The following is a 23,438-nucleotide window of genomic DNA, read 5'->3' on the forward strand; positions in this document are numbered from 1 at the left end:
GTCCACCGAGATGAACCGCGCCGGGTTTGCCGGAGGCTCCAACTTCTGAGTAGGATGAGCATCATGAGCAAGAACAAGCTTGCCCCTGTTTGAGGAGGATCAGTTCCACGACGAATGGCGCGAATGCGCGGCGCGTGACCTGCAATCGGTGTTTCACCCGGCGACGGCAGCAAACCCGACCATAGGGCAGGAAAAAACTGGCCCATGGCGACCGCGTCCCGGTCGAAAAAATCGCCTCCACGGATCGGCCTTGGGCGAGCGACGATACAAAGTCCTGTGCGCACGGGGATTTGGCGTGCGATTGCATTTTAGCTGGCACCAGGTCTCTACGCTGCTCCGATTGCGGAAAGTGCGCTCTGTGCTGACTGGGCCGGCACCGCTCATCCGGATACAGGCCAGCCGTGACGATGGACCTGGCTGCTACCACGGTTGCGACTTCGGTGCATTGGGTTGCCGAAGCCGCTTTACGTCCTGAACGGGCGGCGCGCCGAACAGCCGACTGTATTCCCGGTTGAACTGAGTGACGCTTTCGTAGCCCACAGCGAAGGCCGCTGTCGCCGCATCGGTATCCTTGGCCAGCATCCGGCGACGCGCCTCGTGCAGGCGCAGAAGCTTCTGGTACTGCAGCGGGCTGATCGTCGTTATGTCGCGAAAGTTTTTATGAAAGGTTGAAAGGGCCATCCCAACCTGATGCGCCAAATCTTCGACCCGAAGTTTTTCCGCGTAATGGGCGCGCAGCCAGCTTACGGCACGAGAAATCTGGTCGCCCTTGGACCCAAGCCGCACCATCTGCCGCAACCGGTCGCCGCCCACTCCGGTCAGGATACGGACCAGGATCTCGCGGTGGATCATGGCGTGCAGTAACGGGATGTCCCGCGGCGATTCCAAAAGGCGCACCAGGCGCAGGACGGCCTCCAGCATGTCCGGAGTTACCGGCGCGGTGACGACACCGGGCGTCGACGCTTCGCCGCGCGTTCCCGCGGCATCGATCTCGGCGATGACCTCCCGGGTCATGTCGAGGTCCAGGGTGATCTGCAGCGCGACGTAGGGATCGGTGGGGCTGGCAGCCGGCACTTCGGTGATGGTCGGCAGTCCGACGGAGGTGAGAAAGAAACGGTGCTCGTCATACGAGCGGTCGATGTCGCCTATCAGAATGCGTTTGGAGCCGCGGGTTCCGACGCAGAGGCTTGGTTCAAAATGGTAGGTCCGTATGGGCATCGGTTCGGTAAGCCTCGCGACCCCCAGCCCGGGGACGATGGTCGGACCAGACTCATGGCCTTCGAGATAGGCTGTGATGATGCGGCACATCTCGGCCCGTGCCCGGTCCATGCGAAGCGTGTCCGCAGACGGGGCCAGATGATCCGCAAGGTGTAACGCGGTTGGCAAAGTCCGCCTCCGTCAGGGAGTTCTGTTCCACGTGATCGATTTTTCGTGTTGCGGGTCTTGGGTTTGTCCAGGCGTCGTTCAAGATACCCGGACATCAAGGTCACATAGCATTCAGGGTGCCTTCATATCCAACACAAAGCGGTAGCGCACATCGCCCCGCCGCAGTCGGTCCAGCGCCACGTTGATTTCGCCCTTTCCGATAATCTCGACCTCTGCAACGATGCCATTCGCGGCGCAGAAATCCAGCATTTCATGGACCTCGCGCGTACCGCCGACGCCGCTGCCGGCCAGAGTCCGCCGGCCCGCCGTAAGAAGATAGGTCGACGGCGAAAGGCTTGCCGGGACGCCAACGACGCATAGCACGCCGTCACGCCTTAACGCGGCAAGGTAGGGGTCCACGTCATGAGTGATCGGGATCGCGTCAAGGATGAAGTCGAACCGGCCCGCCTGAGCCTTCATCGCTTCGGTGTCGACGGAGACCACCGTCTCGTGCGCCCCGAGACGCAATGCTGCCTCGGCCTTGGCGGGGGATGTGGTGAAGGCAACCACGTGCGCACCGAGCGCCCGTGCGAATTTGACCGCCAGATGCCCGAGGCCGCCAATCCCTGCGACACCCACGACCTGGCCCGGCCCGACGTTCCAGTGGCGCATCGGCGCGAAGGTCGTCGCCCCGGCACATAGAAGTGGGGCCGCGGCGGCAGGGTCAAGGCCGGGGGGAAGCGGATAGACGAAGAGTTCGTCGGCGATGAAATTGTCCGAGAACCCGCCACGAAGCCGCGTGCCATCCACCCGGTCAAGCGAATCGTAGGTCGGCGTGTGGCCCTCGACGCAATAGAATTCGTCGTGGGAATTGCAGTTGGCGCATTGTCGGCAGCTGTCCACGATGACCGAAACCGCAACCATGTCGCCGACCGCATGGGCTTCGACCTCGGTGCCGATCTCGATGACCCGGCCAACGATCTCGTGGCCGGGCACCAGCGGATATTCGTTGCCCCATTCCGCGATGAAATGCAGGTCAGTATGGCAGATACCGCAATAAAGCACGTCGAGCGCCACGTCGCGCGGTCGCAGCTGTCGGCGGTTGAATGCGAAGGGCTGCAGTCGTCCGTTCCGCTCCATCGCAGCAAAGCCGCGGGCCGGGCGTGTGAGAAGGGCTTCGCTCATGGGGTTCTCCTTGCTCCGGGACAGTGCCGCTGCCCGTCTCATTTCGGTTCCGCGATGATCACCGGTCTCACCCTGTGGCGTGAGACCGTTCTTGCGGAATTCTTGCCCAATCCTCTCGCACGGCGCAGAAAAGCTCTGCCCGTTCGGGTGGATGCCAAGTCTCTCCTCTCCGGCCGCGACGCTGTGTGCGGTGTTCGACGCGCCGTGCGGCGACGGCAGCTCGCGGAATGTCCGCGACAGGCGGCCGGCAGTCCCGACAGATGCAATTCAGACGATCAGGCAAGCTTCCCGCAGGATCCGGCTTTCCGGTGCCCGCCCGCACGCCCATGTCCGGAACAACCAGACAGGAGTGCCGCCATGAAGACCTATCGCTTGACACAATCCATTGGCCCCGAGGGCCTTGCCCTGCTTGACGAGGCGATCCCCGACCCCGGCCCTGGCCAAGCGCTCGTGCGCATCCGTGCGACGGCAATCAACTACCGGGACCAGTACGTCCTTAAAGGCTGGATACCGAACGTGAAGGCGGAGGTCGTGCCGCTGACAGATGCCGCGGGCGACGTCGTCGCAATTGGAGCGGGCGTCCGCCGGGTGGCGGTTGGTGATCGCGTCGTCGGCACGATCTTCGCCAACTGGCAAGGCGGACCCTACACGTTCTCGCCCGAGCAATTCACTGTCGAGCACGACGGATGGTTGACGGAATACAAGGCGGTCGCGGCCGAAGCCCTCGTCCGCATACCAGACAACCTGAGCTTCGAGGAGGCTGCCGCTGTGGTTTGCACTGGAACGACCGCTTGGACGGCGCTCGACGGCGTCCGTGGCGGCGACACCGTGCTGACGCAGGGATCGGGCGGCGTCTCGCTCTTCGCCATACAGTTCGCCCATAGGCTTGGGGCCCATGTCATCGCCACGATCGGCGACCCTGATAAGGCCGACCGGCTGAGGGCGCTCGGCGCGGACGATGTGCTCAGCTATCGCGACGCGGACTGGGGCGAACAGGCCCGGGTGCTGACGGGTGGTCGGGGCGTTACCCGTGTCGTCGAAGTCGGCGGTGCGAGCAATATGGGACAGTCGCTGAAGGCGGTCGCCACCGGCGGGCAGATCTCGCTCGTCGGCATCCTCGGTGGCGCCGAAGGCAGCGTCGATTTCATGGCGATGTTCGCGGCTCAGGCCACTGTGCAGCCGATCCCGGTCGGCAGCCGGAACAACCTGGAGGCGGCCTTTCGGCTGATCCAGCAGCACGGGATCCGCCCGGTGATCGACAAGGTTTTCGACTTCTCCGAGGTCCGAGATGCCTTTGCCTACGCCGCCGGAGGCCGCGCGTTCGGGAAAGTGATCATCCGCGGCGTGCCGCCAGAGTGCGCTGCATGAGACCGGACAGTTGCGCAGCGCCAAAGATCTGGCACTCTGGCCAAGCCAGACGTTCTGTGGAACGACTGGCTGTAGAGGGTTTGAACAGGAACGCGGTTTTGCTCCGCCTTCCGCAAGTCGCCAACGATCGGTTCCGGTGGGGCAACTGGCTTCATGTCAATTTACCGGGGCACTTAATCAAACCCGGCGCGTTGAAGGCCCTCGAGCAGATGCTCTCGATCCTCATGTCGTTTGAATGGCCTCATGTTCATGAAAAGCTGCGGTGAGAATTGCGGTTCACGCTCGAACAGCTTGTTTCGTGCGTTCTCTGCCTCAGTCAGGTCTCCGAGTTGCGCGCTGGCCGCCGCAAGACCTGCCAATACGCCGATTGACGGGTCGAGGATGGCGCTGAAAACGTCGGAGGCCTCGCGGTAATTCCGGGCGCAGTAGAGCGCCAGCCCAAGATTGGTCGCGTACCAGGACGGGTGCGCCTCATGCCGCGCCATGGCGCCTTTCGCCCAATCGACGCCTTCCTCGGGTTTGCCGAGATAGGTGGCGAGGGGAGAGCGGAGGGCCATGATGTGCGTGCTGTAAGGGTTGAGCGCCGTTGCCTTCTTGTGATGGACCTCCGCGACGTCCAGTTGTCGCGCATACATCGCGATCTGTCCGGCCACGAGATGGCACCAGCTTTCGCTGGGATCGAGGGAAAGGGCGTGCTCGGCAGCCTGACGGGCGGCAGTCAGTTTATGCGCCGTCGGGCTCATCGACCAATTCCTGAGGCGCATCAGCCCAAGCCAGGCCCAGGCAAGGCCATATCCTTCGTCAAGCGTTACGGCGGCCTCCAGATGCATCAGAGCAAGTTTGTTTGAATCCCTGTCGGGCCTGTTGGCGTAGTGCAATCCCTGCAGAAAGCGATCGAAGGCCTGAGCTTTCTCCGGACGCAGGCGGCGGACCGCTTCGATGCTGCTGTCCTCGATGCGCCCGGCCACCGTGGCAACGACGCGAGCGACGACATCATCCTGAAAGGTCAAGACTTCCTCGACTGAAGAAGCAAAGCGTTCTGCCCAAAGAGTACGCCCTGATTTGCCTTCGACAAGCTGGACATCGACTCGCAGGGCCCCCGGCAGACGGCGCACCGAGCCCTGGACGACGTAGGTCACCCCCGTCTCGGCGGCAAAGTGCAGCGGGTCGTCGAAAGCTGCCGCTGCCGGTCCGGTCACCGCAAGCTGCCGAAATCGGGACAGACCGAGGACGAGGTCATCTGCGAGACCCTCGGCCAGATAGGTTTCGGTATCCGACGAGACCGCCTTGAAGGGCAGGACACCGACGCGCGTCAAATGCAAGGGTGCCGCGTCACTTGGGGCCGGATCGGGTTCGCCGACGCGGCATCTGAGGACACGCACGGGACCGAGAATGTTCTTCAGAACCTGCGGTCCCAATTCGACCAGCGGCGCATCAATCTCTCCATCCACCGCAGCGACAGCCGGCCCGGAAATGCAGATGCCACCCGGATATGCGAGGCTTTCGAGGCGCGCGGCGATGTTCACGGCATCACCCAGCAGATCGCTGCCGAAGGGATGAACCGCGCCATGGTGGATGCCGATGCGGTAGGTCAGCACCTCGGCTGATCTGGCCTCGACCGGGATCCTGCGCTGGATCGCTATGGCTGTATCGACGGCGCGCTTCGCCGATGGAAACTCTGCCAGGATGCTGTCACCGGCCGTCGAGAAGATCCGCCCCCCGCGCCGGTCGACCTCTTCTGAAAAGATCGTGCGACTGGCGGAAAGCGCACGGAGCGCCAGGGCTTCATCGCGGCTCATGGCCCTGCTGTATCCGACGGCGTCCGCGGCAAGGATAGTTGCCGTGCGGCGCTCGATCGCTGTCGTGACCAAGATGAGCTGCCCCTAGTTCAACGGATCAAGTTCGCAATTAGCATGTCGGGTGCAGCCAAGATAGGATTCCTTGCCGTCGAAACTTGCCAGTAGCGCGTGGCCCCCTGTCGCCCATTCAGTCCTACATGGAACTGAAGATGACGAAAATACCATCCGGACTTCGGCACCGGCTGAGCGGATCGTGAAGGACATCGACCGCACGGGCCGCATCCTGCATTCTTTTGATAAGAAGCTCCGCATCCTTTGTTCGGACTTCGTGGATAATCTCGGACCTGGTGAGAAAGTACCTGAAGGGGCTGCGTTTGGTGATCGCAGAACGCCACGCTGGTGCCCTCCCCGTCCAAGGCCGTTTTCCGCTGACAGTGCCCCGTCCCTTACTCTGAGCCCGGCTTCCAGCCTGCGGTTCCGGGCCCGTCATGCTTGATTCTTGCGATGATGAGGTCCAGCAAAGCGCGCAGTCGCGGCAGCCGTTTCAGATCGCGATGGTAGCCAATCCAGGTGTCGCGGGACGGTGGGCTCTCGCCCAGATCGACCAAGGAGATCCCCGCGGTCGCCTCTCCCAGAGCCTTCGGCAGCACCGCCAGTCCTGCGCCCAGAGCGCAGAGGCGCGCCTGCACCTCGCGGCTGTTGCCGCGGCATACGACCTTTGCCTTGGGTAGGGCCTGCGTGACCCAGGCTACGTCCGGCATCCCACCGAAGGCGGTATCCATCAGGATGAGCCCGCAGCCGGTGCCGTCGCCCCGCTCGACCGGGGTATGGCCGGGCCTTGCGTAAAGACCGTAGGGTAGGGTCACCAGTTTGCGTGCGATCACCTCCGGTTCATCGAAGGGCTGGATCCGCATGACCAGATCAGCCTCCCGTCGAGACAGGCTGTAAAGGCGTGGGTCGGTCAGCAGTTCGACGGTGACGTTGGGGTGCAGCTGGGTAAATTCCGCCAGAACCGGGCTCAGCAGCGTCGTGCCGAACCAGTCGGAGCACGACAGGCGCAGCATCCCCTCCAGCCCGGCGACACTGCCCGCCAGCTGGCGCTGCATGGCATGGGCTTCCTCCTCCATGTGGAGCGCATGGGCGAACATCGCCTGGCCTTCGTCGGTCAGGATGAAGCCGTCACTGGTGCGCTGGAACAGGGCGGCGCCGACCGCCTGTTCCAGCACCCGCAACCTGCGCCCCATCGTGGGTTGGGTCTGCTTCAACCGCCGCGCGGCCGCACCCAGCGTGCCTTCGCGCGCGATGGCAAGGAAGATCGGAAGATCGCTCCATTCAAGGTCAGGCATTGCGCACCCATGCATTTATGTATGGAAATCGTGCGATACTTTTCATCGTCATGCACGGGTATTGAGCACATATTTGGCGCATCACCAAGGAGATTGTCATGACCCACCCGGAACGGACGATGAAGGCCGCGCTTGTCGAGACCAAGGATGCCGCCTTCCGCATAGCAACCCTTGCCCGTCCGGCCTTGAACCCGGGCGAGGTTCTGGTCCGCATCCATGCAAGCGGTGTCAATCCGCTCGACACGAAGATCAGGGCCGGTGCGGCGGCCCATGCCCGTCATCCCCTGCCGGCTGTCCTCGGTCTCGATCTGGCGGGCGTGGTGCAGGAGGTTGCCCCCGACGTCACGGGTTTTCGCCCCGGCGACGCGGTTTACGGGATGACCGGCGGGGTTAGCGGCATTCAGGGCACGCTGGCGGAATATGCCGCCGTCGATGCCCGGCTTCTTGCGATCAAGCCCGCCAACCTGTCGATGCGCGAGGCCGCGGCCCTGCCGCTGATCACCATCACCGCCTGGGAGGGTTTGGTGGACCGGGCGAAAATCCGCTCCGGCCAGACCTTGCTGGTCCAGGGCGGCGGTGGCGGCGTCGGCCATATTGCGGTGCAGATCGGCGTCGCACTTGGCGCAAGGGTCTATGCCGTCGACAGCGCGGGCAAGGCGGACTTCATCCGCGCGATGGGCGCCACGGCCATCGATTACGCCAGCGAGACGGTCGAGGACTATGTCGCGCGCCACACGGGCGGCGCGGGGTTCGACCACGTCTATGACACCGGCGGCGGCGCCGTTCTCGATGCGTCCTTTCAGGCGGTGAAGCGGTTCGGCCATGTGGTGAGTTGCCTTGGCTGGGGCACACATGCGCTGGCCCCCCTGTCCTTCAAGGCGGGTACCTACTCGGGCGTCTTCACCTTGGCCCCGCTGCTGGATGACGAGGGCCGCGACCACCATGGCGACATCCTCAAGGCAGCCGCCGCAATGGTCGAAGCGGGCCAGCTCAAGCCCCGTCTCGATCCGCGCGTCTTTTCCCTTGAGAGGGCAGACGACGCCTATGCCGCCATCACCGAAAGAACGGCAAGGGGCAAGATCGTCGTCTCCATCGTCGCCGAGTGAGCCACGGTCCTTTTCACAGGCGCTCCTCATGAAAAGATGGTTCATTCCCGGTGCCTCGCGCGGTTTTTGGCGCGCGCAGACAGAAGCTTTGTTCGGGGCGAGGGTCGTTGACGTTGATCACGCGTCCGCCAGTGCGGTTCGTCTTGGGGCGACAGAAAAGAGCCATCGCATACCCGGACAGACGCGCCGAAATCATCATGGATCTGGCCGACCCGCCTGCTCGGCTTCCCTTGGGGAATGACACCTTTGAAGCAATCGAGGCCAAGCACCGCTCCGATGCCGCGATCCTGCACGTCTGGAGAAAGGTCGCTGTCTCGACCGATTCTCCGGCGTGTCAGGGCTTGGTGTTCCTCAACTGCCTCTTTCAATTGCGCCAGGATGGCCTTCACTTCGATCCAATGCCGATCAAAAGTTTAATTTGTTCGAAAAAAGGCAAAATGATATTAATTTGCAATGTACGACAGAAACAGCGTCCGTCTTTCCATGATTCACACTTTGCCAGCGGTGGCAGAGGCCAGGGGTGTGTCCTTGGCCAGAATTCTGGCGCTGGGTGGGCTTGAGGCGGATGCTTTTCTCGACCGCGACAAGGTGGTCCGGCGCAGTCAGATCCATGCGATCATGCAGGGTCTGGCCCGCAAGAGCGGCGATCCGACCATCGGCTTCAGGATGGCGGATGCCACGGATCCCGACATGCTTGGCCCGTCGGGACGCTCGCTTCTGGTGGGCCGAACTTTGCGCGAGGCCCTGGCGCTGCAGCGGCGGCATCTGCCCGGGTTGCAGCGCGGCACCTCGATTGCGATGGCGAATTTCGGCCCGCGGTTTCAGTGGACGCATCACCTGCATTGCAGCGACCCCGGCGAGGCGCGGTTTCTGAACGAAGGTATCGCGGCCTTCACCGTCAAATCCGTCCGGGCGCTGTCCGGCGACCCTGACGCGCGGATGCATGTGGTCCTGCCGCACCGGCCGATCGCGCCCCTGTCCACTTACGAGGCCGCCCTGCACTGCGCCGTCTCCTTCCTTCCGGGTCCGGATTTGATCATCCGGTTTGATTCGAAACTGCTCGATTGCCGCAACGCCCTGCACCGTCAGGACGGGCCCGAGCTGGATCAGGCCAGAGTGAGCGCGATGCCGGTCGAGGTGGATCTGACCGACGCGCAGCTTCTGCGGTGCCTGCCGCGGATGTTCGACGTGGCGGTTCTCATGGGGCGGATGACCCTGCGCGACACGGCGCAGACCCTGGGGCTTTCGCCGCGCAGTCTGCAGCGGCGGCTGGCGGCCATCGGCACCTCGTTCGAGGAAATCGTCGATCAGTGGCGGGATCGGCAGGCGCTGGCGCTGTTGAGCGGCCCGGACGGGGGAACCGCCCAGATCGCGGCGCGCCTCGGCTATACCGACGCATCGCATTTCATCCGGGCATTCCGGCGCTGGCATGGCACCACGCCAAGCGATTTCCGCCGCGAGCGGGCGTAAGGCCGCGCGTGACTGCCAAGCGCGGGCCGCGCGGGTTGCCGACATTATGGCGCGAAATGGCAATTGAGATGGCGGCAGGCTGCACCTAATGTCGACCCAGGCACTTTGTGAGAGTGTCCTTGTAACAATCTGAAAAGATTGATGTTCCCTAAACCTCGCCCCGCTTTGCGGTGGCGGGGCCCGGGAAAGGTTTGTGCGCTGGAAACTCGGACAATCGGGCAGGTTGACATGTCGCCGAAGGCAAAACGAAAGGACCCGGTGGAGACGCGCCTTGTCGCCGGGACGGTGATGATCCGCATCGAAAGCGGCATCTTTCACATGGGGTCGGAAGAGCATTACCCGGAAGAAGCCCCGGTGCACACGCGCAGCGTCGAGGCCTTCTGGATCGACCGGACGCCGGTCACCAATGTCGAATTTGCCCGCTTCGTCGCCGTGACGCGCCATGTCACCCTGGCCGAGCGCCAGCCGCGCCCCGAGGACTTTCCCGAAGCGGACCCTTCGCTTCTGGTGCCGGGGTCACTGGTCTTCCGGACGCCCGATGCGGCGGCTGACCCCGAAGACGGGCTGGCGTGGTGGAGCTATGTGCCGGGCGCCTCCTGGCGCTGTCCGCAGGGCCCGGGCAGCAGCCTGGAAGGGCTGGACGATCACCCCGTCGTCCACATCGCCTTCGAGGACGCCCTCGCCTATGCCACCTGGGCCGGAAAGGACCTGCCGACCGAGGCGGAATGGGAATTTGCGGCGCGTGGCGGGCTTGACCGCGCGGAATTTGCCTGGGGTGACGACCTCGTGCCCGGTGGCAGGCACATGGCCAACACCTGGCAGGGCCGCTTCCCGGTCGAGAACACTGCGGAAGACGGCTTTGCCGGCACCTCGCCGGTCACGGCCTTTCCCGTCAACGGCTATGGGCTTTACGACATGATCGGCAATGCCTGGGAATGGACGAAAAGCCACTACCGCGCCAGCCATGCCGAACCCCGGCCCTCGGCCTGCTGCACCGCCACCGCAAGGGCCGGGGCAACCGAGCATAAGGTCCTGAAAGGGGGTTCGCACCTTTGCGCCCCGAATTACTGCCGCCGCTACCGTCCCGCGGCCCGGCAGTCGCAATCCATCGACACCTCCTCCAGCCACATCGGGTTCCGCTGTGTGCTGCGGGATCAATGACAACAGCGAGGCAATCATGAAAGACATCGACATCTCCGCCGCCCAAGACGATACGCCGCGGCCGACGCGACGCGACATCCTCGCCGGTTCCGCAGGGTTCCTGGCCGCCGTGGCCGGCCTGTCCGTGCTGGCCGGAAGGGCGCAAGCCAAGGACAGCAAGCGTCCGCATATCGTCTATATCCTGGCGGATGACCTCGGCTTTGCCGATGTGGGCTTTCGCGGCTCGGATATCCTGACCCCGCATATCGACAAGCTGGCGGCCGGGGGCGTGGTGTTGCAGCATTTCTACACCCAGCCGCTGTGCACGCCGACCCGGGCCGCGCTGATGACCGGGCGCTATCCGCTGCGCTATGGCTTGCAGGTCGGCGTCATCCCCTCGGGCGGGCGCTATGGCCTGGCGCAGGATGAATTCATCCTGCCGCAGGTTCTGAAGCAGGCGGGTTATGCCACCCGCATGATCGGCAAGTGGCATCTTGGCCATGCCGACCGCGCCTTCTGGCCGCGGCAGCGCGGGTTCGACTATTTCTACGGCGCGCTGGTCGGCGAGATCGACCATTTCAAGCACGAGGCGCATGGGGTCACCGATTGGTATCGTGACAACGAACTGGTCGTGGAAGAGGGCTATGACACCGAACTTTTCGGGGCCGATGCCGTCCGCCAGATCGCGGCGCATGACCCCGCGACCCCCCTGTTCCTCTATCTGGCCTTCACCGCGCCGCACACGCCCTATCAGGCGCCGCAGGCCTATCTGGACCGTTATCCCGACATGGCCGACCCCAACCGGCGCACCTATGCTGCGATGGTCTCTGCCATGGATGACCAGATCGGTCAGGTCGTGGCGGCGCTGGAGGCCAAGGGCATCCGCGAAGACACGCTGATCGTGTTCCACAGCGACAATGGCGGCACGCGGTCGAAGATGTTCGTGGGCGAAGGCGCCGTGGGCGGCGATCTGCCGCCGCGCAATGATCCGCTGCGCGACGGCAAGGGCAGCGTCTACGAGGGCGGCACCCGCGTGGTGGCCCTTGCAAACTGGCCGGGCCACCTCGTGGCGGGCCAGTCCGAGGGCGTCATGCATGTCGTCGACATCCTGCCCACCTTCGCGGCCCTGGCAGGGGCGGACACCGGCAAGACCAAGTCCCTGGACGGCAAGGATGTGTGGAAGGCCTTCGAAGCCGGCCAAGCCTCGCCGCGCAAGGACATGGTCTACAACATCGACCCGGGAACCGGCGCCCTGCGGGACGGCAAATGGAAACTGGTCTGGACCGCAACCCTGCCACCCAAGGTCGAGCTTTTCGACCTCGCGGCCGATCCGTCAGAACAGAAGGACCTGTCGGCGGCGCATCCGGAAAAGGTGGCCGAGCTGCAGGATCGCGTGATCGATCTGGCCCGCTCGATGGCACCGCCGCTGTTCTTTGCGACCGCACTGGGCGCGACCCTGTCGCAGCCGCTGGCGATCGCCGACTGAAATCCCGCTTCCAGAAGGAGAATTACCGATGCGACAGAACGAAAAACCCACCCGGTCGCGGGTCATCGCCGGTGCTCTGCTCCTCGCGCTGGCTTCGGCCGGTGCCGCAAGGGCCGAGGGCCCGACGGCCGGCAGCGGCAAGGAGGTGATCCTGTCGGGCTATCTCTTTGCGAGCGGGCTGAAAGGCCGGGCGTCCACGACGCCCGGACTGCCGCCGGCCAATATCAACCTGAGCTTCCGCGACGTGCTCGACGACCTCGACTTCGGGTTCATGAGCGCGGTCGAAGTGCGCAACGGGCGCTGGGGCTACATGGGGGATATCATGTACTCTCATGTCTCGCCCAGCGGCACCGTGCCGGGCCCGCTGCCGGTCTCGGCCGGGCTGGACCAGAAGAGCCTGACCCTGCAGGGCAACGTCTATTACCGCGTGCATGAAAGCGCGCAGGTCAATGTCGATCTTGGCCTGGGGCTGCGGTACTGGAATGTCGACAACGCCGGCACGGTTGCCCCCGGTTCGCCGGCCTCCATCGGCTTCTCCCATACCGAAAGCTGGATCGACCCGGTCATCGGCGCCCGGATGAACGCCAAGATCAGCGGGCCGTGGAGCGTCACGCTTGCCGGGGACGTGGGCGGATCGGGTGCGGGTTCGGATCTGACCTGGCAATTGCAGGGTACGGTGAACTTCCAGAAGAACGACAAGTTTGCCTTCTACGCCGGCTATCGGGTGCTGGCGGTCGATTACAAGAACAGCGGCTTCATCTACGACGTGACGATGCGCGGTCCGGTCATCGGCATGTCGATCAGGTTCTGAAGCGCCCGGCGGCGCGGGTTTTTACCGAGAGAAGCAAAAGACATGAGGGGTCGGGTCGCCACAGGCACCGGCGTGAATGGGGGCGCGCGAAAGGAAATGCGGTTGCTGCAGAAATCACCACTCGGACGGATATTCGCAGTTGTCTGGCCCTGCCTGTTCCTGCTTCTTGCGACCCCGGCCTTTGCGCAGGACGGAGCCCGGCCGACGAGTGCCGACCTCCGCTCGCCTGCAGCAGTCGATGCGATGGTGTCGCGGCTGACCGATCAGGAGGTGCGCGACCTTTTGCTGAGCGAACTCGGCGCGCGGGCCGCCGCAGCGGAACCGGCCGCCCCGCCGGCGGATTCCGTTGCCGGGCTTTCAGAGCGGCTGAATACCCTCGCCTCCGAACTTGGCACGGCCGTGCGGGAAAGCCCGGCGCATGCAAGGGCCGCCTTTGTCGCCTGCCGCGATTATCTTGCTGAATTGGGCAGCCGCGGCACGGCCTGGCTTGCCGCGGCGCTGCTGATCGCCCTGATCCTCGGACACCTGGCTGACCGGGTTCTGGCGGGCAAGGTGGTGCCGCCGGTGACGCTTTCCACCCTGCCGGGGGTCGGCGCCGTCGCAGTTCCTTCCGCTGTCGCGGCCCTGGTCGCGCCGCTGCGCCACCTGTCGCACGAGATTATCGGCGCTGTCGTGGCGCTGGCGGTGTCGGCTGCCGCCGCGGCTTTCCTGCTGCCACCGCGCGAGACGCGGGTGGCGCTGACGGTCCTGGTCTGGCTGGTCTTCGTCCCGCGCCTGGGGCTTGAGTTGGCGCGGCTGCTGACGCGGTCGCAACCGGCGGGGGCAAGGTCGGCGCGCCTGTTCCCTGCGGGCATCCTGCTTGCCTCCGTCCTTGCCGGCATCGCAGAGACGCTGTGGCGCATCGCGGTCGAGACGGGGCGCCAGGAGCAAACGCAGGGCGCCGGGTTCTGGGTGAACACGATCGTTTTCCTGCTTCTGGCCGCGATGGTCTGGGCCTCGCGCCCGGTGCTGCGCGACACTGTCGGCAATGGCGCGGCGGGGCAGCCTCGGTCGCTGTTCGAACGGGCCTATCCTGCCCTTGCCTTGGCCGCCATCCTGTGGACCTGGCTCGCCTCGACCGCAGCCATGGCCGCGGGTGCGCCGCAGGGCATGCAGACAGGGCGGCACCTGATCGGCCTCTGCCTGCTGCTGGCGACACCGATGTTCGACGGGCTGATCCGCACCGGAGTCCTGGCCGCGCTGCGGGGCGCGCAGGGCAGCGGCGCCCTGGCCGATGCCGCCAAGGAGGCGGTCTATTCCAGCGGCGTGCGGATCGCGCGGGTGGTCTTCTTCGGCGCCGTCGTGCTGGTGACGGCCTGGCTCTGGGAGATTTCGCTCTACCGTGTCGCATCGTCCGGCGTCGGCGAGGTTCTGGCGCGGCGCAGCGTCATGGCGCTTCTGATCCTTCTGTCGGGCTATGTGGTGTGGGAGCTGATCCGGCTGCTGATCAACCGCCGTCTGTTGATCGAGACGGGGCATGCGCCGAACCCGCTTTCCCCCGAAGAGGTGGATGACGGCTACCAGCCGAGCGCGGCATCGCGCCTGGCCACCATCCTGCCGCCGCTTGGCTTTGTCGCCCAGGTTGCCGTCCTGGTCATCACGGTGCTGATGACGCTGGACGTGTTGGGCGTGAATGTGACGCCCCTGATGGCGGGCGCGGGCGTCGCCGGAATTGCGCTCGGCTTCGGTGCGCAGAAACTGGTGGCCGATGTCGTCTCCGGCGTCTTCTTCCTGATCGAGGATGCCTTCCGGGCCAATGAATATGTCAAGACCGGCGGCATCGAAGGCACGGTGGAGAGCCTGTCCATCCGGTCGCTGCATCTGCGCCAATCCGACGGCGCGCTGAACTGCATCCCCTACAGCAATGTCAGTGCCATCACCAACATGAGCCGCGACTGGGGGACGATGAAGCAGGTCTTCACCGTGCCCTTCGACACCGACATCGAGAAGGTGCGCAAGATCTTCAAGCGCATCGGCCAGGATCTGATGGCCAACCCGGCCTTCGCGCCCGCCTTCATCCTGCCTTTCAAGTTCAAGGGCGTCAGCCAGGTCAACGATGTCGGCATCGTGGTGCGGGGCAAATTCATGTTCCGTCCGGAACTTTCCCAGCAGTTCCTGATCCAGCGGGAAATCTACCGCCGGGTGCAGCTGGATTTTGCCGCGGCGGGCATCGCCTTTGCCCGGCGGGAGGTCCGCGTGGCCGTCAGCGACGGGGGGCCCCTGCCCTCGACGGTCGTTCTGGGCGGCGCGGCAGCCCTTGCGGCACCCGTCTCCGACCCTGCAACCCCCAACCTGTCCACCTGAGGATATCGCCATGAGCTCTCCCGTCTTTCCACCCTCGTTCAGCCGGCGCACCTGCCTTGGATATTTCGGGGCTGCGGCATTGGCAGGCTGCGGCCAGCGCGGCGTGGTCGGTGTCGTGCCCCCTGCGGCGGCCACCGATACCGTGATCCAGAAGGTGATCGTTGCCACCTCGCGCAAGCCTGCCGCCGCGCCGGAGTTCTTCTCTTCCGGGCGCGATTTCACCACGCATTTCGCCGAATTCAGCGTCTCGATCCCAAAGGAGCGCAAGCTGGGGACGGTCAGCTATCCGGGTGAAAAGCCCGACCCGCACCGGGATTTCCTGGTGACCGAGGCGGAAACGCTGGACGGGCCAAGGGGTTTCGTCGGCGCCGTGAACGGCGCCGCGGCTGCGCTGCCCGCCTCGGCCCGCACCGGCGCGCTTCTGGTGCACGGCTTCAACACCAACTTTGCCGAAGGCCTGATGAAGACGGCGCAACTGAACCATGACCTGCAGGCCCCCGGCGTGCATGTGATGTTCACATGGCCCTCCGAGGCGCATCTCATGGCCTATATCGCTGACCGCGAGAACGCCCTGTTCTCGCGCGATGCCCTGGCCGAAACGCTGCGCCTGATGAGCAGGACAAGGCTTCGCAGCTATAACTTGGTCGCGCATTCCATGGGGACCTTTCTCGTCATGGAGACCCTGCGCACGATGGCCCTGTCCAACGATCGCGCCGCGCTGGACAAGATCGGCGCGGTCGTGCTGATTTCGGCCGACCTGCAGATCGACGTCTTCCGCAAACAGGCGGTGCCCGTGCTGGCGGCGGGCGTGCCGATCTACCTGCTCGTCTCGGATGATGATCGCGCCCTTGGCCTGTCGGCGAAACTGCGGGGCGAGAGCCGCCGGGTCGGAAGTGTCCACTCGAAGGACGAACTCGGTGGGCTCGATGTCGCGGTGATCGACCTGACCGATGTCAATGCCGGCGAGATGACGGGCCACCTCAAGGTCGGAACCTCGCCCGAACTGATCGCCTTCATCCAGAAAATCCGGCGCGCCGGGGTGGCGATCTTCGATGACGGCCAGAAGGTGGGGCTTCTGGATCAGGGCGCCGTCATCATGCAGGACGCCACGGGGGTGCTTTTGAACCCGGTGAGCCCATAGCAAGGCCGAGTTTTCCTTCGCAGGCTATTGGTTCATCCCTGAAATCGATCGCCGAATCCTGAGGCCGCATCAATGCCCGCTTTCCAAATCTCGTGGCCACGGCGATGCGGCACCGCGGCCAGCCGGCCTCTCGCCCTTTGCGACGCTGTTCCTAAGCCAACGGCAAAGGCATCAATCGCGTTTCGCAGGACCTCGAGGCTCAGCCCGGTCGCGCGCTGCCGGGCCGTCGGGACCCGCTCCTAGGCCACAAAGCGCTGCGTCGTGACAACATCGTCACTGGTGATACCGTTCGTCGGTACCATCGTTTCGCGCCGTTCCGATGACATTGCCATACTCGCACTCGACACGACATATTCGGATGTGCCAAGTGGCGTAAACCTCCAGCCTGCCAAATGCCTTGACGGCCATATGGGCGGCTTCCGTACGCCACGCATCAATTGCCGCCATGGACCTCCAATAGCTGACGGAGATTCCCAACTTGTCGTCGCGCGCAGCCTCTCTGCCGAGAAAACCGTCCTGCAGCTGCGCCAAATCCAGCATGCGTTCCGTCATCGCGAGATACCGTGCTCCCGTCTCGGCGGACATCGGTTTCAAGGTGGTCGCGGAAATCACAGCATAGTAACCCTGCGAGTCAAACACTTCGGTCATCCGACTAACCTCGCAAAAAGATGTGAAAGCCGATGATACCGTGCAGTCGAACAGCTCACAACGGGCGCGCCGCGCTGGTCACGAACCTGATCCGGGAGAAGCCGGTGCAACAGGCCACAAAACGACTCCAGTCGGCAGTATTGCTCTCCTCGCTGCGGCGCACCGGCCAGGCGAAGGTGAGCGCAAAGGCGTCGGCGATGTCCGGGCTTGGGATGCCGCGCTTTTCATGTCTTCCTTGCGCTCAACCACGATGGCATTGCGCGCATCGCCGCGGTAGTTCGGGCCGGCCAGTTCCGCCGCCAACAATGGGCCGATCACGTCGCAGCTGTGCAGATCAAGGTGCGGTTAACCTAGGCGTCGTCGCATCAAGACGGATTTGAGGATAGACCTCAGTACTGCCTGTTGCAGGTCACCGAGGGCAAGAAGCATTGCAGTGCGCCTTGTCGTGGATGCCACCAACAATGGTTCGATACCAGTTGCGCCTGCTATGCGGGCGGAAAACACGAACGGTCAAAATATTCGTCAAATTCTTCTGTTCAAAAGCAATGGCTTGAAGCTGAAACTAAATCCACGCAGCAATCAGCTTCGGAGAATATCCTCCCAGAGAGCCCATTTCCGGCGTTTTTCCACAAACGCAGTGTTCAGCTGTTCCCGCATAACCCCCCAATATAACGAGAAATTCCTGCCGATCGTGGCGGGTGAGAATAGGTATCCAGGGGCAAGTGGCGGAGGGAACGCGACTGCGGTCGAACCTTCTCTTGTGGATGCCGCTCTCATTTGCAAGGAATTTCTGAACCTTAGACATGTGATCGAGTGCGGACTCTTGTCAGGCCTGTTGGTGCGGCCCGATAGCTGCCGCTGGCCGAGATGGTGATGCGCGGACCGGGGCCAGATCTCTGAGAGCGAGCTCGAGGCTCGGAGAAGGTTTCTGTTTTGCCCAACCCGGATCATGTCGATCATTTGCCCATGCAGTTCATGTCTTCCTCACAACTTGGTGGTCCGGTTCGAACCGTGCCGCCGGATCAGGCAGCGTTTCCGATCTCCGGACCGCGATAGTCTTCGCCGCGCGTCAGCATCGCCCAGATGCCACGCGCCATCTTGTTGGCCAGCGCCGAGGCGGCCAACATCGGCGGCTTGCGTTGCAGCATGCGCGCCAGCCAGGGATTGCGCGGTGCGCCATGGCGCAGCGCCCAGCGGATCACGGCCATCGCGCCGGTGATCAGTAGGCGGCGAATGTCGCGCTGGCCCATCTTCGAGGTTTTCCCGAGCTTCTGCTTGCCGCCGGTCGAGGCCTGTCGCGGGACCAGACCAAGCCAGGCCGCAAAGTCGCGGCCGCGTTTGAACTGTTCCATCGGCGGCGCAAAGGTCTCGACGGCCAAGGCGCTGATCGGACCCACCCCCGGCATGGTCTGCAGGCGGCGGGATGTCGCGCCTTCCCTTGCGATCGCGTCGATCCTCTTTTTCATGGCATTAATCCGGCCGGTCAGATGCACGATCTGATCCAGCAACTCGCGACAGATTTCCCGGGCGAGCGGCGGCAAATCCGAGTTCGGATCTTCAAGGACGGCACCGAGGCGCGGGAGATAGCCGATCCCCTCCGGCGCGATGAAGCCGAACTCGTACAGGTGCGACCGCAGCGCATTGACCGCTTCGGTGCGCTGTTTCACGAACTGCTCACGGGTGCGGAACAGGATGGAACGAGCTTGCTGGTCACCGTTCTTGCGCTCGACATAGCGCATGGTCGGGCGCAGCGCCGCCTCGACGATCGCCTCCGCATCTGCAGCATCGTTTTTCTGCCGCTTGATGAATGGCTTGACGTAGCGCGGTGCGATCAGTCTGACCTCGTGGCCGACCCGCTCCAATTCCCGCGCCCAGTGATGCGCGCCGCCACAGGCCTCCATCACGACGAGGCACTGCCCATGCTCCGCCATGAATCGCTGGAACTGCGGCCGCGACAGCTTCTTGCGGAACAGGACCGTCCCGTCTGTGGCCGCGCCATGCAGCTGGAACACGTCCTTTGCCAGATCAACCCCGATGATGCTAACTTCCTTCATGGATGCCCTCTCGTTTCTCGTGTGACTTCAGCATCACTAGCTTGGCGCATCGCGACGCCGTTGGGGAGAGAGCGGCATCCACCCCATCTCTGGGGTGAGAGCGACGCTCCCTTGCGCCTATGCCTCCCGAAGCCGGCGGCATTCGGTCAGGAGGCTGATCGCCGTTTCAAGTCGATCAGGTGTTGGTTGGGGCGGGTTGCCCACCGTCGTGGTGCCAGGGGTCAAGGTCCAGCCACCTTCATCCATTACGATCCTGAGCCGCATGATTTGCTTTCCTCTCGTTCTGGCATCTGCGAGGCCGCGCCCGACCGACCAATACGCATGTTGCGCCATGATCCAGTTCTCGATCAACCGGGCCAAGAACTCCCCGGGGGGCAGAAGCTTCCAAGCTTCTGCGGCCTTGCGCGCACGCGCCAGAGGCAATCTGTCTAGACTTTCGAACCGATGTGCCTCAGTCGGCGCCTCGACCAAACTAAAGGTCAAGCCTCGAAGTAGGGCCGTGGAAAGCTGCGCAGGATTGCGTGGTCGTCTCTGCAGTTCGGTTTGGATGTTTCTTAGGAATGTGACCGGGTTTCCTGTAATCCCGGGCCCAGTCACCCAGCTTTCGGCTGACTTCGGGAGGTCGGCACCCGCGGCGAGTTCGTCGAGGAAGGTCCGCGCTATCTGCTGGGTCGTCATCGGTCCTTTCATCAAGGCGCCGATCGTCCAGTAAAATAGTCCTTCCAGCACGAGGCGAAACAACTGTCGAACCTGAAGCTCTCGCCATTGAAACGATATCTCAGGACGTAATGCCGAATTGCGCCAAGCATCTGGCAGGTCTGCCATCCTCATTCGCAACGCGTCGGCGGTTGCTGCGGTCTCTTGCAGGTCCTCATGCGCCGCCAACAATAGCTTAATTCCCTCGCGACGCGCTTTCGCCGCCCCTTTTTCCATCAAGCGGGAGAACGTGATATCTATTTCGCTGTCGGTGGTCCCCTCCAACGACCACAAGGCGCCCCACCGAACTGCGTCTTCACGAGTTACAGTGACAGGGCCAAACTTGTTGAAAGCTTCATGCGCCAACTCTGTCCGTATTGCATCCTCGAATTCGTCCAGAACCGGGTCGAGGGCAGGATCCGGCTGAAACACACCAGCGGCTGACTCGACAGGCACGAGCCATTCGAGCGTGCGCAGGGTGGGCCCATAGTTCAGCGGAGAGATGATGCCCGTCGACTCTCGCCTCATGTCCCTGCGCGCCGCCCATTGGACACCGCCAAAATGGTATTTCGGCGCGGTCATGAGCTCCTGCATAGCTTGCCGCCCAGGAAGATCACTCTGGGGATCGCGCAGGAATTGCGACCAAGCATAGATCGCCTCGATGCGGTCGACAAAGTCGCGCATCTGCTCTGACGTCGCCCCTTTCATTCCGGTGCTTTTGACTATCGTTCTGACCCGGCGCCAGGCCCAAGCCATCACGATGTAAGGACGGATATGCCGCGCGACATTGTTCAGATCAGGCAGCACCTGATCCATGAGTTCGAAGTTGATCTGTCGAAGGCCCAACGGGTCGACGCCGCCGATGCCCATCTTTGCGGCCGCGACTGGCCGCGCCTCAATCTGCTGGCGCGTTTCAATTAGCATTTCCTCGAGAGACGGCATGCTCAGCAATCCTTGTTGAGGATCAGGCGGGAACAGCAATCGCATACCGCGACACCTTGGGACTTCAAATCGGCTCTCGACCCCGTGGGAAGCAAGATACGCTTGCGCGGGCAAGAGTCCGTCGCTTCGTCAAGGACCGTGATCTTGGCAAAGTCGGCCGGGTTTTGGAGGGCGCGAAGTAGTTTCGGCCAATGGCGGGACGTCTTCAGGTCGTCGAAGCCATTGTTTGGGCCGCGCCCTTCGGCAGCTGCAAGGTAGGCCAGGATCTGCTCACCCATGGTCACTGCGCACTTCGCTTTGTTGAGCTCTGCCGCCAGGTCTACCTGCGGATTGAGGATACTAACAAAAGCAGGAATGCAGTTGAGATCGAGGTTTACTGCGCCAAGGTCGACCCCCCTTTTGAGGAAGAAGCGCCGCGACCTTATGGGGCCTGAGCCCGGCTGGAGTGTGCTGTGGTATAGTAATGCAGTGGCAGTGATCAGGTCCGCCTCTGGACCGGAGATGGCCGACACCCGATGCAGGATCCTTTGCACCCAAGATTGGACTTCGTGCCGTTCGGGGCGCAGGCGATCCGCCAAGAAATGAGCCAAGGACAATGCGATTTGCACGGCGCCTTCCTTTGCTGAGGGGGCGAGGATCGCGTCCAAAAGCTCAGCAAAATACCGCCGCGACTTTTCGTTCGCCCGTTGGTCGGCGGATGTCCGGGCGCTCAGTGCATCGACGTCGTCCTCATCAGCGTCATCGCCGCCGGAGGCGGCCTCATGCCATGGGCCACCTACCTCGATGAAGCTGGCCCGGATCATGGCCATCGCCCTCTGCCAGGCGAATTGTTGGCTGCCTCCCTCACTCGAGGACGTGGCTGACGTCAAATGCGCGGTGGCCAGATCGCCCAGCGTCACGAAGGGCGAGCCTTGGGCACCGTTCGCCGTTACCAGCCCCGCGCCGGTAAGAGGCGCGATGACGGGAAGACGTCCAGGATCATCCTTGAACCAGGCGAGGATCGCAGCAACATCCTCGGGGGTCTCGGTCCCACTGAGCATGGCGAACAGTTTCGACGCGATGGCGCCTGTACGCCGGATCAACTCCAAGGTGATCGACACGGAAAGAAATCCCTCCCATGCGAGCTCGCCCTTTTCCAGGCGCAGGATGAGTCGTCCCGTCTTCAGAGCGTCCAGTTCGAAGCCTGCGGCCGGCAGGCTGAAGAGACCCTGTTCATCGGTCTCGATCTCTCCGACGTCTGCCGATCGAAGGGGGCTCCGCAAACCAGCCCTCATCTTGCCGTGACCAAGAGGTTTCAGGATGCGGCCGACGACCGTGTCTCCTTCCAGCTTCGCATGCAAAAGGCCGATTTCGGATCCGGCCTGCGCCTCCTTGTCCTCATCTGGCGCCAGGCGAGCGGGCGGGGTTCCGACCGATGATTGCCAATAGGATTTCGCCTCTCGCTGGACCCTGAGGACGCTGGCTTCGATGTTGTTGCCGAACAGACCGGCATTGGTTGCATTGGCACTGCCTGCGAGAAGGAGCCGACCCTGCCTGCATCGAACCTCCCAGGTCTTTGCGTGCAACCTCCGGTGATCCTCCGCCAAATGCGAAAGCGTCACGGGGTCCCATTGCCGTTTTGCAGCAAAGGGCCAGGGATACGTGACCCCACCACCTGCACTTCCGAAGGGATGTGCGTGCAAGTGAACATCGTCGCAACGGGTCATCGCTGAAAGCTTTTCGATGCCCGTTCCATCCAGATCGAAGTACGGCGAGGCCACAGTGATGCGGGTCGCTCCGCCGAGTTGATCGGCATGGAGCGCGACCTGTTCAGCAATCGGCGTTTCAAGACTGTGCAAAAGTCGAAACTGGCCATTGCGGCTTCCACGCGACGCAGCTTTTCGAAGGTCAGCCGCGATTTCCTGACACGCATTTGCGTCCGTCACCGCCACGGATTTCGACGTCGCCAAGCCCTCGAAGAACGCCGCTGCATCATCGAATGCATCGGCAGCAAAACTGGGATGCAGGTGTTCGATTACCTCTAAGTTCCCACCCCAGCCTGAAAAGGTCAAATTTCCCGAGCCAACCATGAGATGTGTGTCGGCCTCATTCGACAGAACGGTGATTTTCGGGTGAAAGACGCCCGGCCGGTTGCAAACGACGGGCGAGATTTCATAGTCCCGACCGACGCGACGTGCGCCCTCTTCACTGAGCGCTGCCCGCACCCCTTCCAGATCGGACAAGATAAGCGCGCCTCGCGCCCGCCCGCGAAGAAGAGCATCGAGAATAACTGCTTCGAAAAAGGACAGGCTCAGCGCGTAGGTTGTGAAAACGACCCTTGTCCATGGAGCCGATGAAACAAGATCAACAGGGTTCAATCCAACCTATCCAATCGTAGCCACTTGATGCGCTTCTTCAAAGTATTGCATGTCAAATGGCGTTCGAAGTCCACTGCATTTCGCCTTGATAGCCGATCAAGGTTGCAGTTGGCAAAAGTCCCAGCTCAAGTTGGTTCTTGGAGACGAGAAGGCACAGATCATTGATTCGACTGCAACAACG

At 63.2% G+C, this 23,438-nt stretch carries 17 protein-coding genes; 9 read left to right on the forward strand and 8 right to left on the reverse strand.

Annotated elements, in window-relative coordinates; translation table 11 throughout:
* Positions 1-420: 420 nt before the first annotated feature.
* Positions 421-1,329 carry an AraC family transcriptional regulator gene (locus AC1DZT_RS17540; protein ID WP_478007941.1) on the reverse strand — a complete coding sequence of 303 codons (909 nt, stop codon included), beginning with the start codon at positions 1,327-1,329 and terminating at the stop codon, positions 421-423.
* A gap of 168 nt (positions 1,330-1,497) precedes the next feature.
* A complete protein-coding gene (locus AC1DZT_RS17545; RefSeq protein WP_478007942.1) occupies positions 1,498-2,550 on the reverse strand; it encodes an NAD(P)-dependent alcohol dehydrogenase in 1,053 nt (350 codons plus the stop codon).
* A 357-nt stretch (positions 2,551-2,907) separates the two neighbouring features.
* Between AC1DZT_RS17545 and AC1DZT_RS17550 the strand changes: the two genes are divergently transcribed.
* Complete coding sequence (locus AC1DZT_RS17550) at positions 2,908-3,918, forward strand: zinc-dependent alcohol dehydrogenase family protein (RefSeq protein WP_478007943.1); 1,011 nt, start codon at positions 2,908-2,910, stop codon at positions 3,916-3,918.
* 173 nt (positions 3,919-4,091) lie between these two features.
* Here the strand turns inward: AC1DZT_RS17550 and AC1DZT_RS17555 are convergent, their stop codons facing one another.
* Together AC1DZT_RS17555 and AC1DZT_RS17560 are read right to left on the reverse strand one after the other, a co-directional pair.
* Positions 4,092-5,789 (reverse strand): adenylate/guanylate cyclase domain-containing protein, encoded by a 1,698-nt coding sequence (locus AC1DZT_RS17555; RefSeq protein WP_478007944.1) that lies wholly within the window; start codon positions 5,787-5,789, stop codon positions 4,092-4,094.
* 374 nt (positions 5,790-6,163) lie between these two features.
* Positions 6,164-7,063 carry a LysR family transcriptional regulator gene (locus AC1DZT_RS17560; protein ID WP_478007945.1) on the reverse strand — a complete coding sequence of 300 codons (900 nt, stop codon included), beginning with the start codon at positions 7,061-7,063 and terminating at the stop codon, positions 6,164-6,166.
* Between the two features lie 98 nt (positions 7,064-7,161).
* On the opposite strand from AC1DZT_RS17560, the gene AC1DZT_RS17565 reads away from it, so the two are divergent.
* The 8 genes from AC1DZT_RS17565 (at position 7,162) to AC1DZT_RS17600 (ending at position 16,560) form a co-directional block, all read left to right on the forward strand.
* Complete coding sequence (locus AC1DZT_RS17565; RefSeq protein ID WP_478007946.1) at positions 7,162-8,169, forward strand: zinc-dependent alcohol dehydrogenase family protein; 1,008 nt, start codon at positions 7,162-7,164, stop codon at positions 8,167-8,169.
* 197 nt (positions 8,170-8,366) lie between these two features.
* A complete protein-coding gene (locus tag AC1DZT_RS17570; protein WP_478007947.1) occupies positions 8,367-8,729 on the forward strand; it encodes a hypothetical protein in 363 nt (120 codons plus the stop codon).
* Positions 8,698-9,639 carry a helix-turn-helix domain-containing protein gene (locus AC1DZT_RS17575; protein ID WP_478007948.1) on the forward strand — a complete coding sequence of 314 codons (942 nt, stop codon included), beginning with the start codon at positions 8,698-8,700 and terminating at the stop codon, positions 9,637-9,639. The genes AC1DZT_RS17570 and AC1DZT_RS17575 overlap by 32 nt, the downstream gene beginning before the upstream one ends.
* A gap of 228 nt (positions 9,640-9,867) precedes the next feature.
* On the forward strand, positions 9,868-10,800 hold the full coding sequence (locus AC1DZT_RS17580) for a formylglycine-generating enzyme family protein (protein WP_478007949.1): 933 nt from the start codon (positions 9,868-9,870) through the stop codon (positions 10,798-10,800).
* 16 nt (positions 10,801-10,816) lie between these two features.
* Positions 10,817-12,265 (forward strand): arylsulfatase B, encoded by a 1,449-nt coding sequence (locus tag AC1DZT_RS17585; RefSeq protein ID WP_478007950.1) that lies wholly within the window; start codon positions 10,817-10,819, stop codon positions 12,263-12,265.
* Between the two features lie 28 nt (positions 12,266-12,293).
* A complete protein-coding gene (locus tag AC1DZT_RS17590) occupies positions 12,294-13,076 on the forward strand; it encodes a porin family protein (protein WP_478007951.1) in 783 nt (260 codons plus the stop codon).
* A 243-nt stretch (positions 13,077-13,319) separates the two neighbouring features.
* A complete protein-coding gene (locus AC1DZT_RS17595; RefSeq protein WP_478007952.1) occupies positions 13,320-15,419 on the forward strand; it encodes a mechanosensitive ion channel family protein in 2,100 nt (699 codons plus the stop codon).
* Positions 15,420-15,429: 10 nt separating this feature from the next.
* Positions 15,430-16,560, forward strand: a complete 1,131-nt coding sequence (locus AC1DZT_RS17600) for an alpha/beta hydrolase (protein WP_478007953.1) — start codon at positions 15,430-15,432, stop codon at positions 16,558-16,560.
* 273 nt (positions 16,561-16,833) lie between these two features.
* On the opposite strand, the gene AC1DZT_RS17605 is transcribed toward AC1DZT_RS17600, so the two are convergent.
* The 4 genes from AC1DZT_RS17605 to AC1DZT_RS17620 all read right to left on the reverse strand — a co-directional run bounded on the left by AC1DZT_RS17605 (position 16,834) and on the right by AC1DZT_RS17620 (position 23,122).
* Entirely contained in the window at positions 16,834-17,208 is a 375-nt protein-coding gene (locus AC1DZT_RS17605; protein WP_478007954.1) for an antibiotic biosynthesis monooxygenase family protein, read from the reverse strand.
* Positions 17,209-18,230: 1,022 nt separating this feature from the next.
* Entirely contained in the window at positions 18,231-19,262 is a 1,032-nt protein-coding gene (locus tag AC1DZT_RS17610) for an IS110 family RNA-guided transposase (RefSeq protein WP_478007955.1), read from the reverse strand.
* Positions 19,263-19,379: 117 nt separating this feature from the next.
* Positions 19,380-20,945, reverse strand: a complete 1,566-nt coding sequence (locus tag AC1DZT_RS17615; protein WP_478007956.1) for a hypothetical protein — start codon at positions 20,943-20,945, stop codon at positions 19,380-19,382.
* Positions 20,903-23,122 (reverse strand): hypothetical protein, encoded by a 2,220-nt coding sequence (locus AC1DZT_RS17620; RefSeq protein WP_478007957.1) that lies wholly within the window; start codon positions 23,120-23,122, stop codon positions 20,903-20,905. Before AC1DZT_RS17620 ends, AC1DZT_RS17615 begins: the two co-directional genes overlap by 43 nt.
* Positions 23,123-23,438: the final 316 nt, after the last annotated feature.

It is taken from the genome of Rhodobacter sp. P1_C2 (assembly GCF_056406375.1).

Coding starts and splice junctions, on each gene's coding strand:
- AC1DZT_RS17540 (WP_478007941.1), bottom strand. CDS start 1,329: ATGGACCGGGCACGGGCCGAGATGTGCCGCATCATCACAGCCTATCTC.
- AC1DZT_RS17545 (WP_478007942.1), bottom strand. CDS start 2,550: ATGAGCGAAGCCCTTCTCACACGCCCGGCCCGCGGCTTTGCTGCGATG.
- AC1DZT_RS17550 (WP_478007943.1), top strand. CDS start 2,908: ATGAAGACCTATCGCTTGACACAATCCATTGGCCCCGAGGGCCTTGCC.
- AC1DZT_RS17560 (WP_478007945.1), bottom strand. CDS start 7,063: ATGCCTGACCTTGAATGGAGCGATCTTCCGATCTTCCTTGCCATCGCG.
- AC1DZT_RS17565 (WP_478007946.1), top strand. CDS start 7,162: ATGACCCACCCGGAACGGACGATGAAGGCCGCGCTTGTCGAGACCAAG.
- AC1DZT_RS17570 (WP_478007947.1), top strand. CDS start 8,367: ATGGATCTGGCCGACCCGCCTGCTCGGCTTCCCTTGGGGAATGACACC.
- AC1DZT_RS17580 (WP_478007949.1), top strand. CDS start 9,868: ATGTCGCCGAAGGCAAAACGAAAGGACCCGGTGGAGACGCGCCTTGTC.
- AC1DZT_RS17585 (WP_478007950.1), top strand. CDS start 10,817: ATGAAAGACATCGACATCTCCGCCGCCCAAGACGATACGCCGCGGCCG.
- AC1DZT_RS17590 (WP_478007951.1), top strand. CDS start 12,294: ATGCGACAGAACGAAAAACCCACCCGGTCGCGGGTCATCGCCGGTGCT.
- AC1DZT_RS17595 (WP_478007952.1), top strand. CDS start 13,320: ATGGTGTCGCGGCTGACCGATCAGGAGGTGCGCGACCTTTTGCTGAGC.
- AC1DZT_RS17600 (WP_478007953.1), top strand. CDS start 15,430: ATGAGCTCTCCCGTCTTTCCACCCTCGTTCAGCCGGCGCACCTGCCTT.
- AC1DZT_RS17605 (WP_478007954.1), bottom strand. CDS start 17,208: ATGACCGAAGTGTTTGACTCGCAGGGTTACTATGCTGTGATTTCCGCG.
- AC1DZT_RS17610 (WP_478007955.1), bottom strand. CDS start 19,262: ATGAAGGAAGTTAGCATCATCGGGGTTGATCTGGCAAAGGACGTGTTC.
- AC1DZT_RS17615 (WP_478007956.1), bottom strand. CDS start 20,945: ATGCGATTGCTGTTCCCGCCTGATCCTCAACAAGGATTGCTGAGCATG.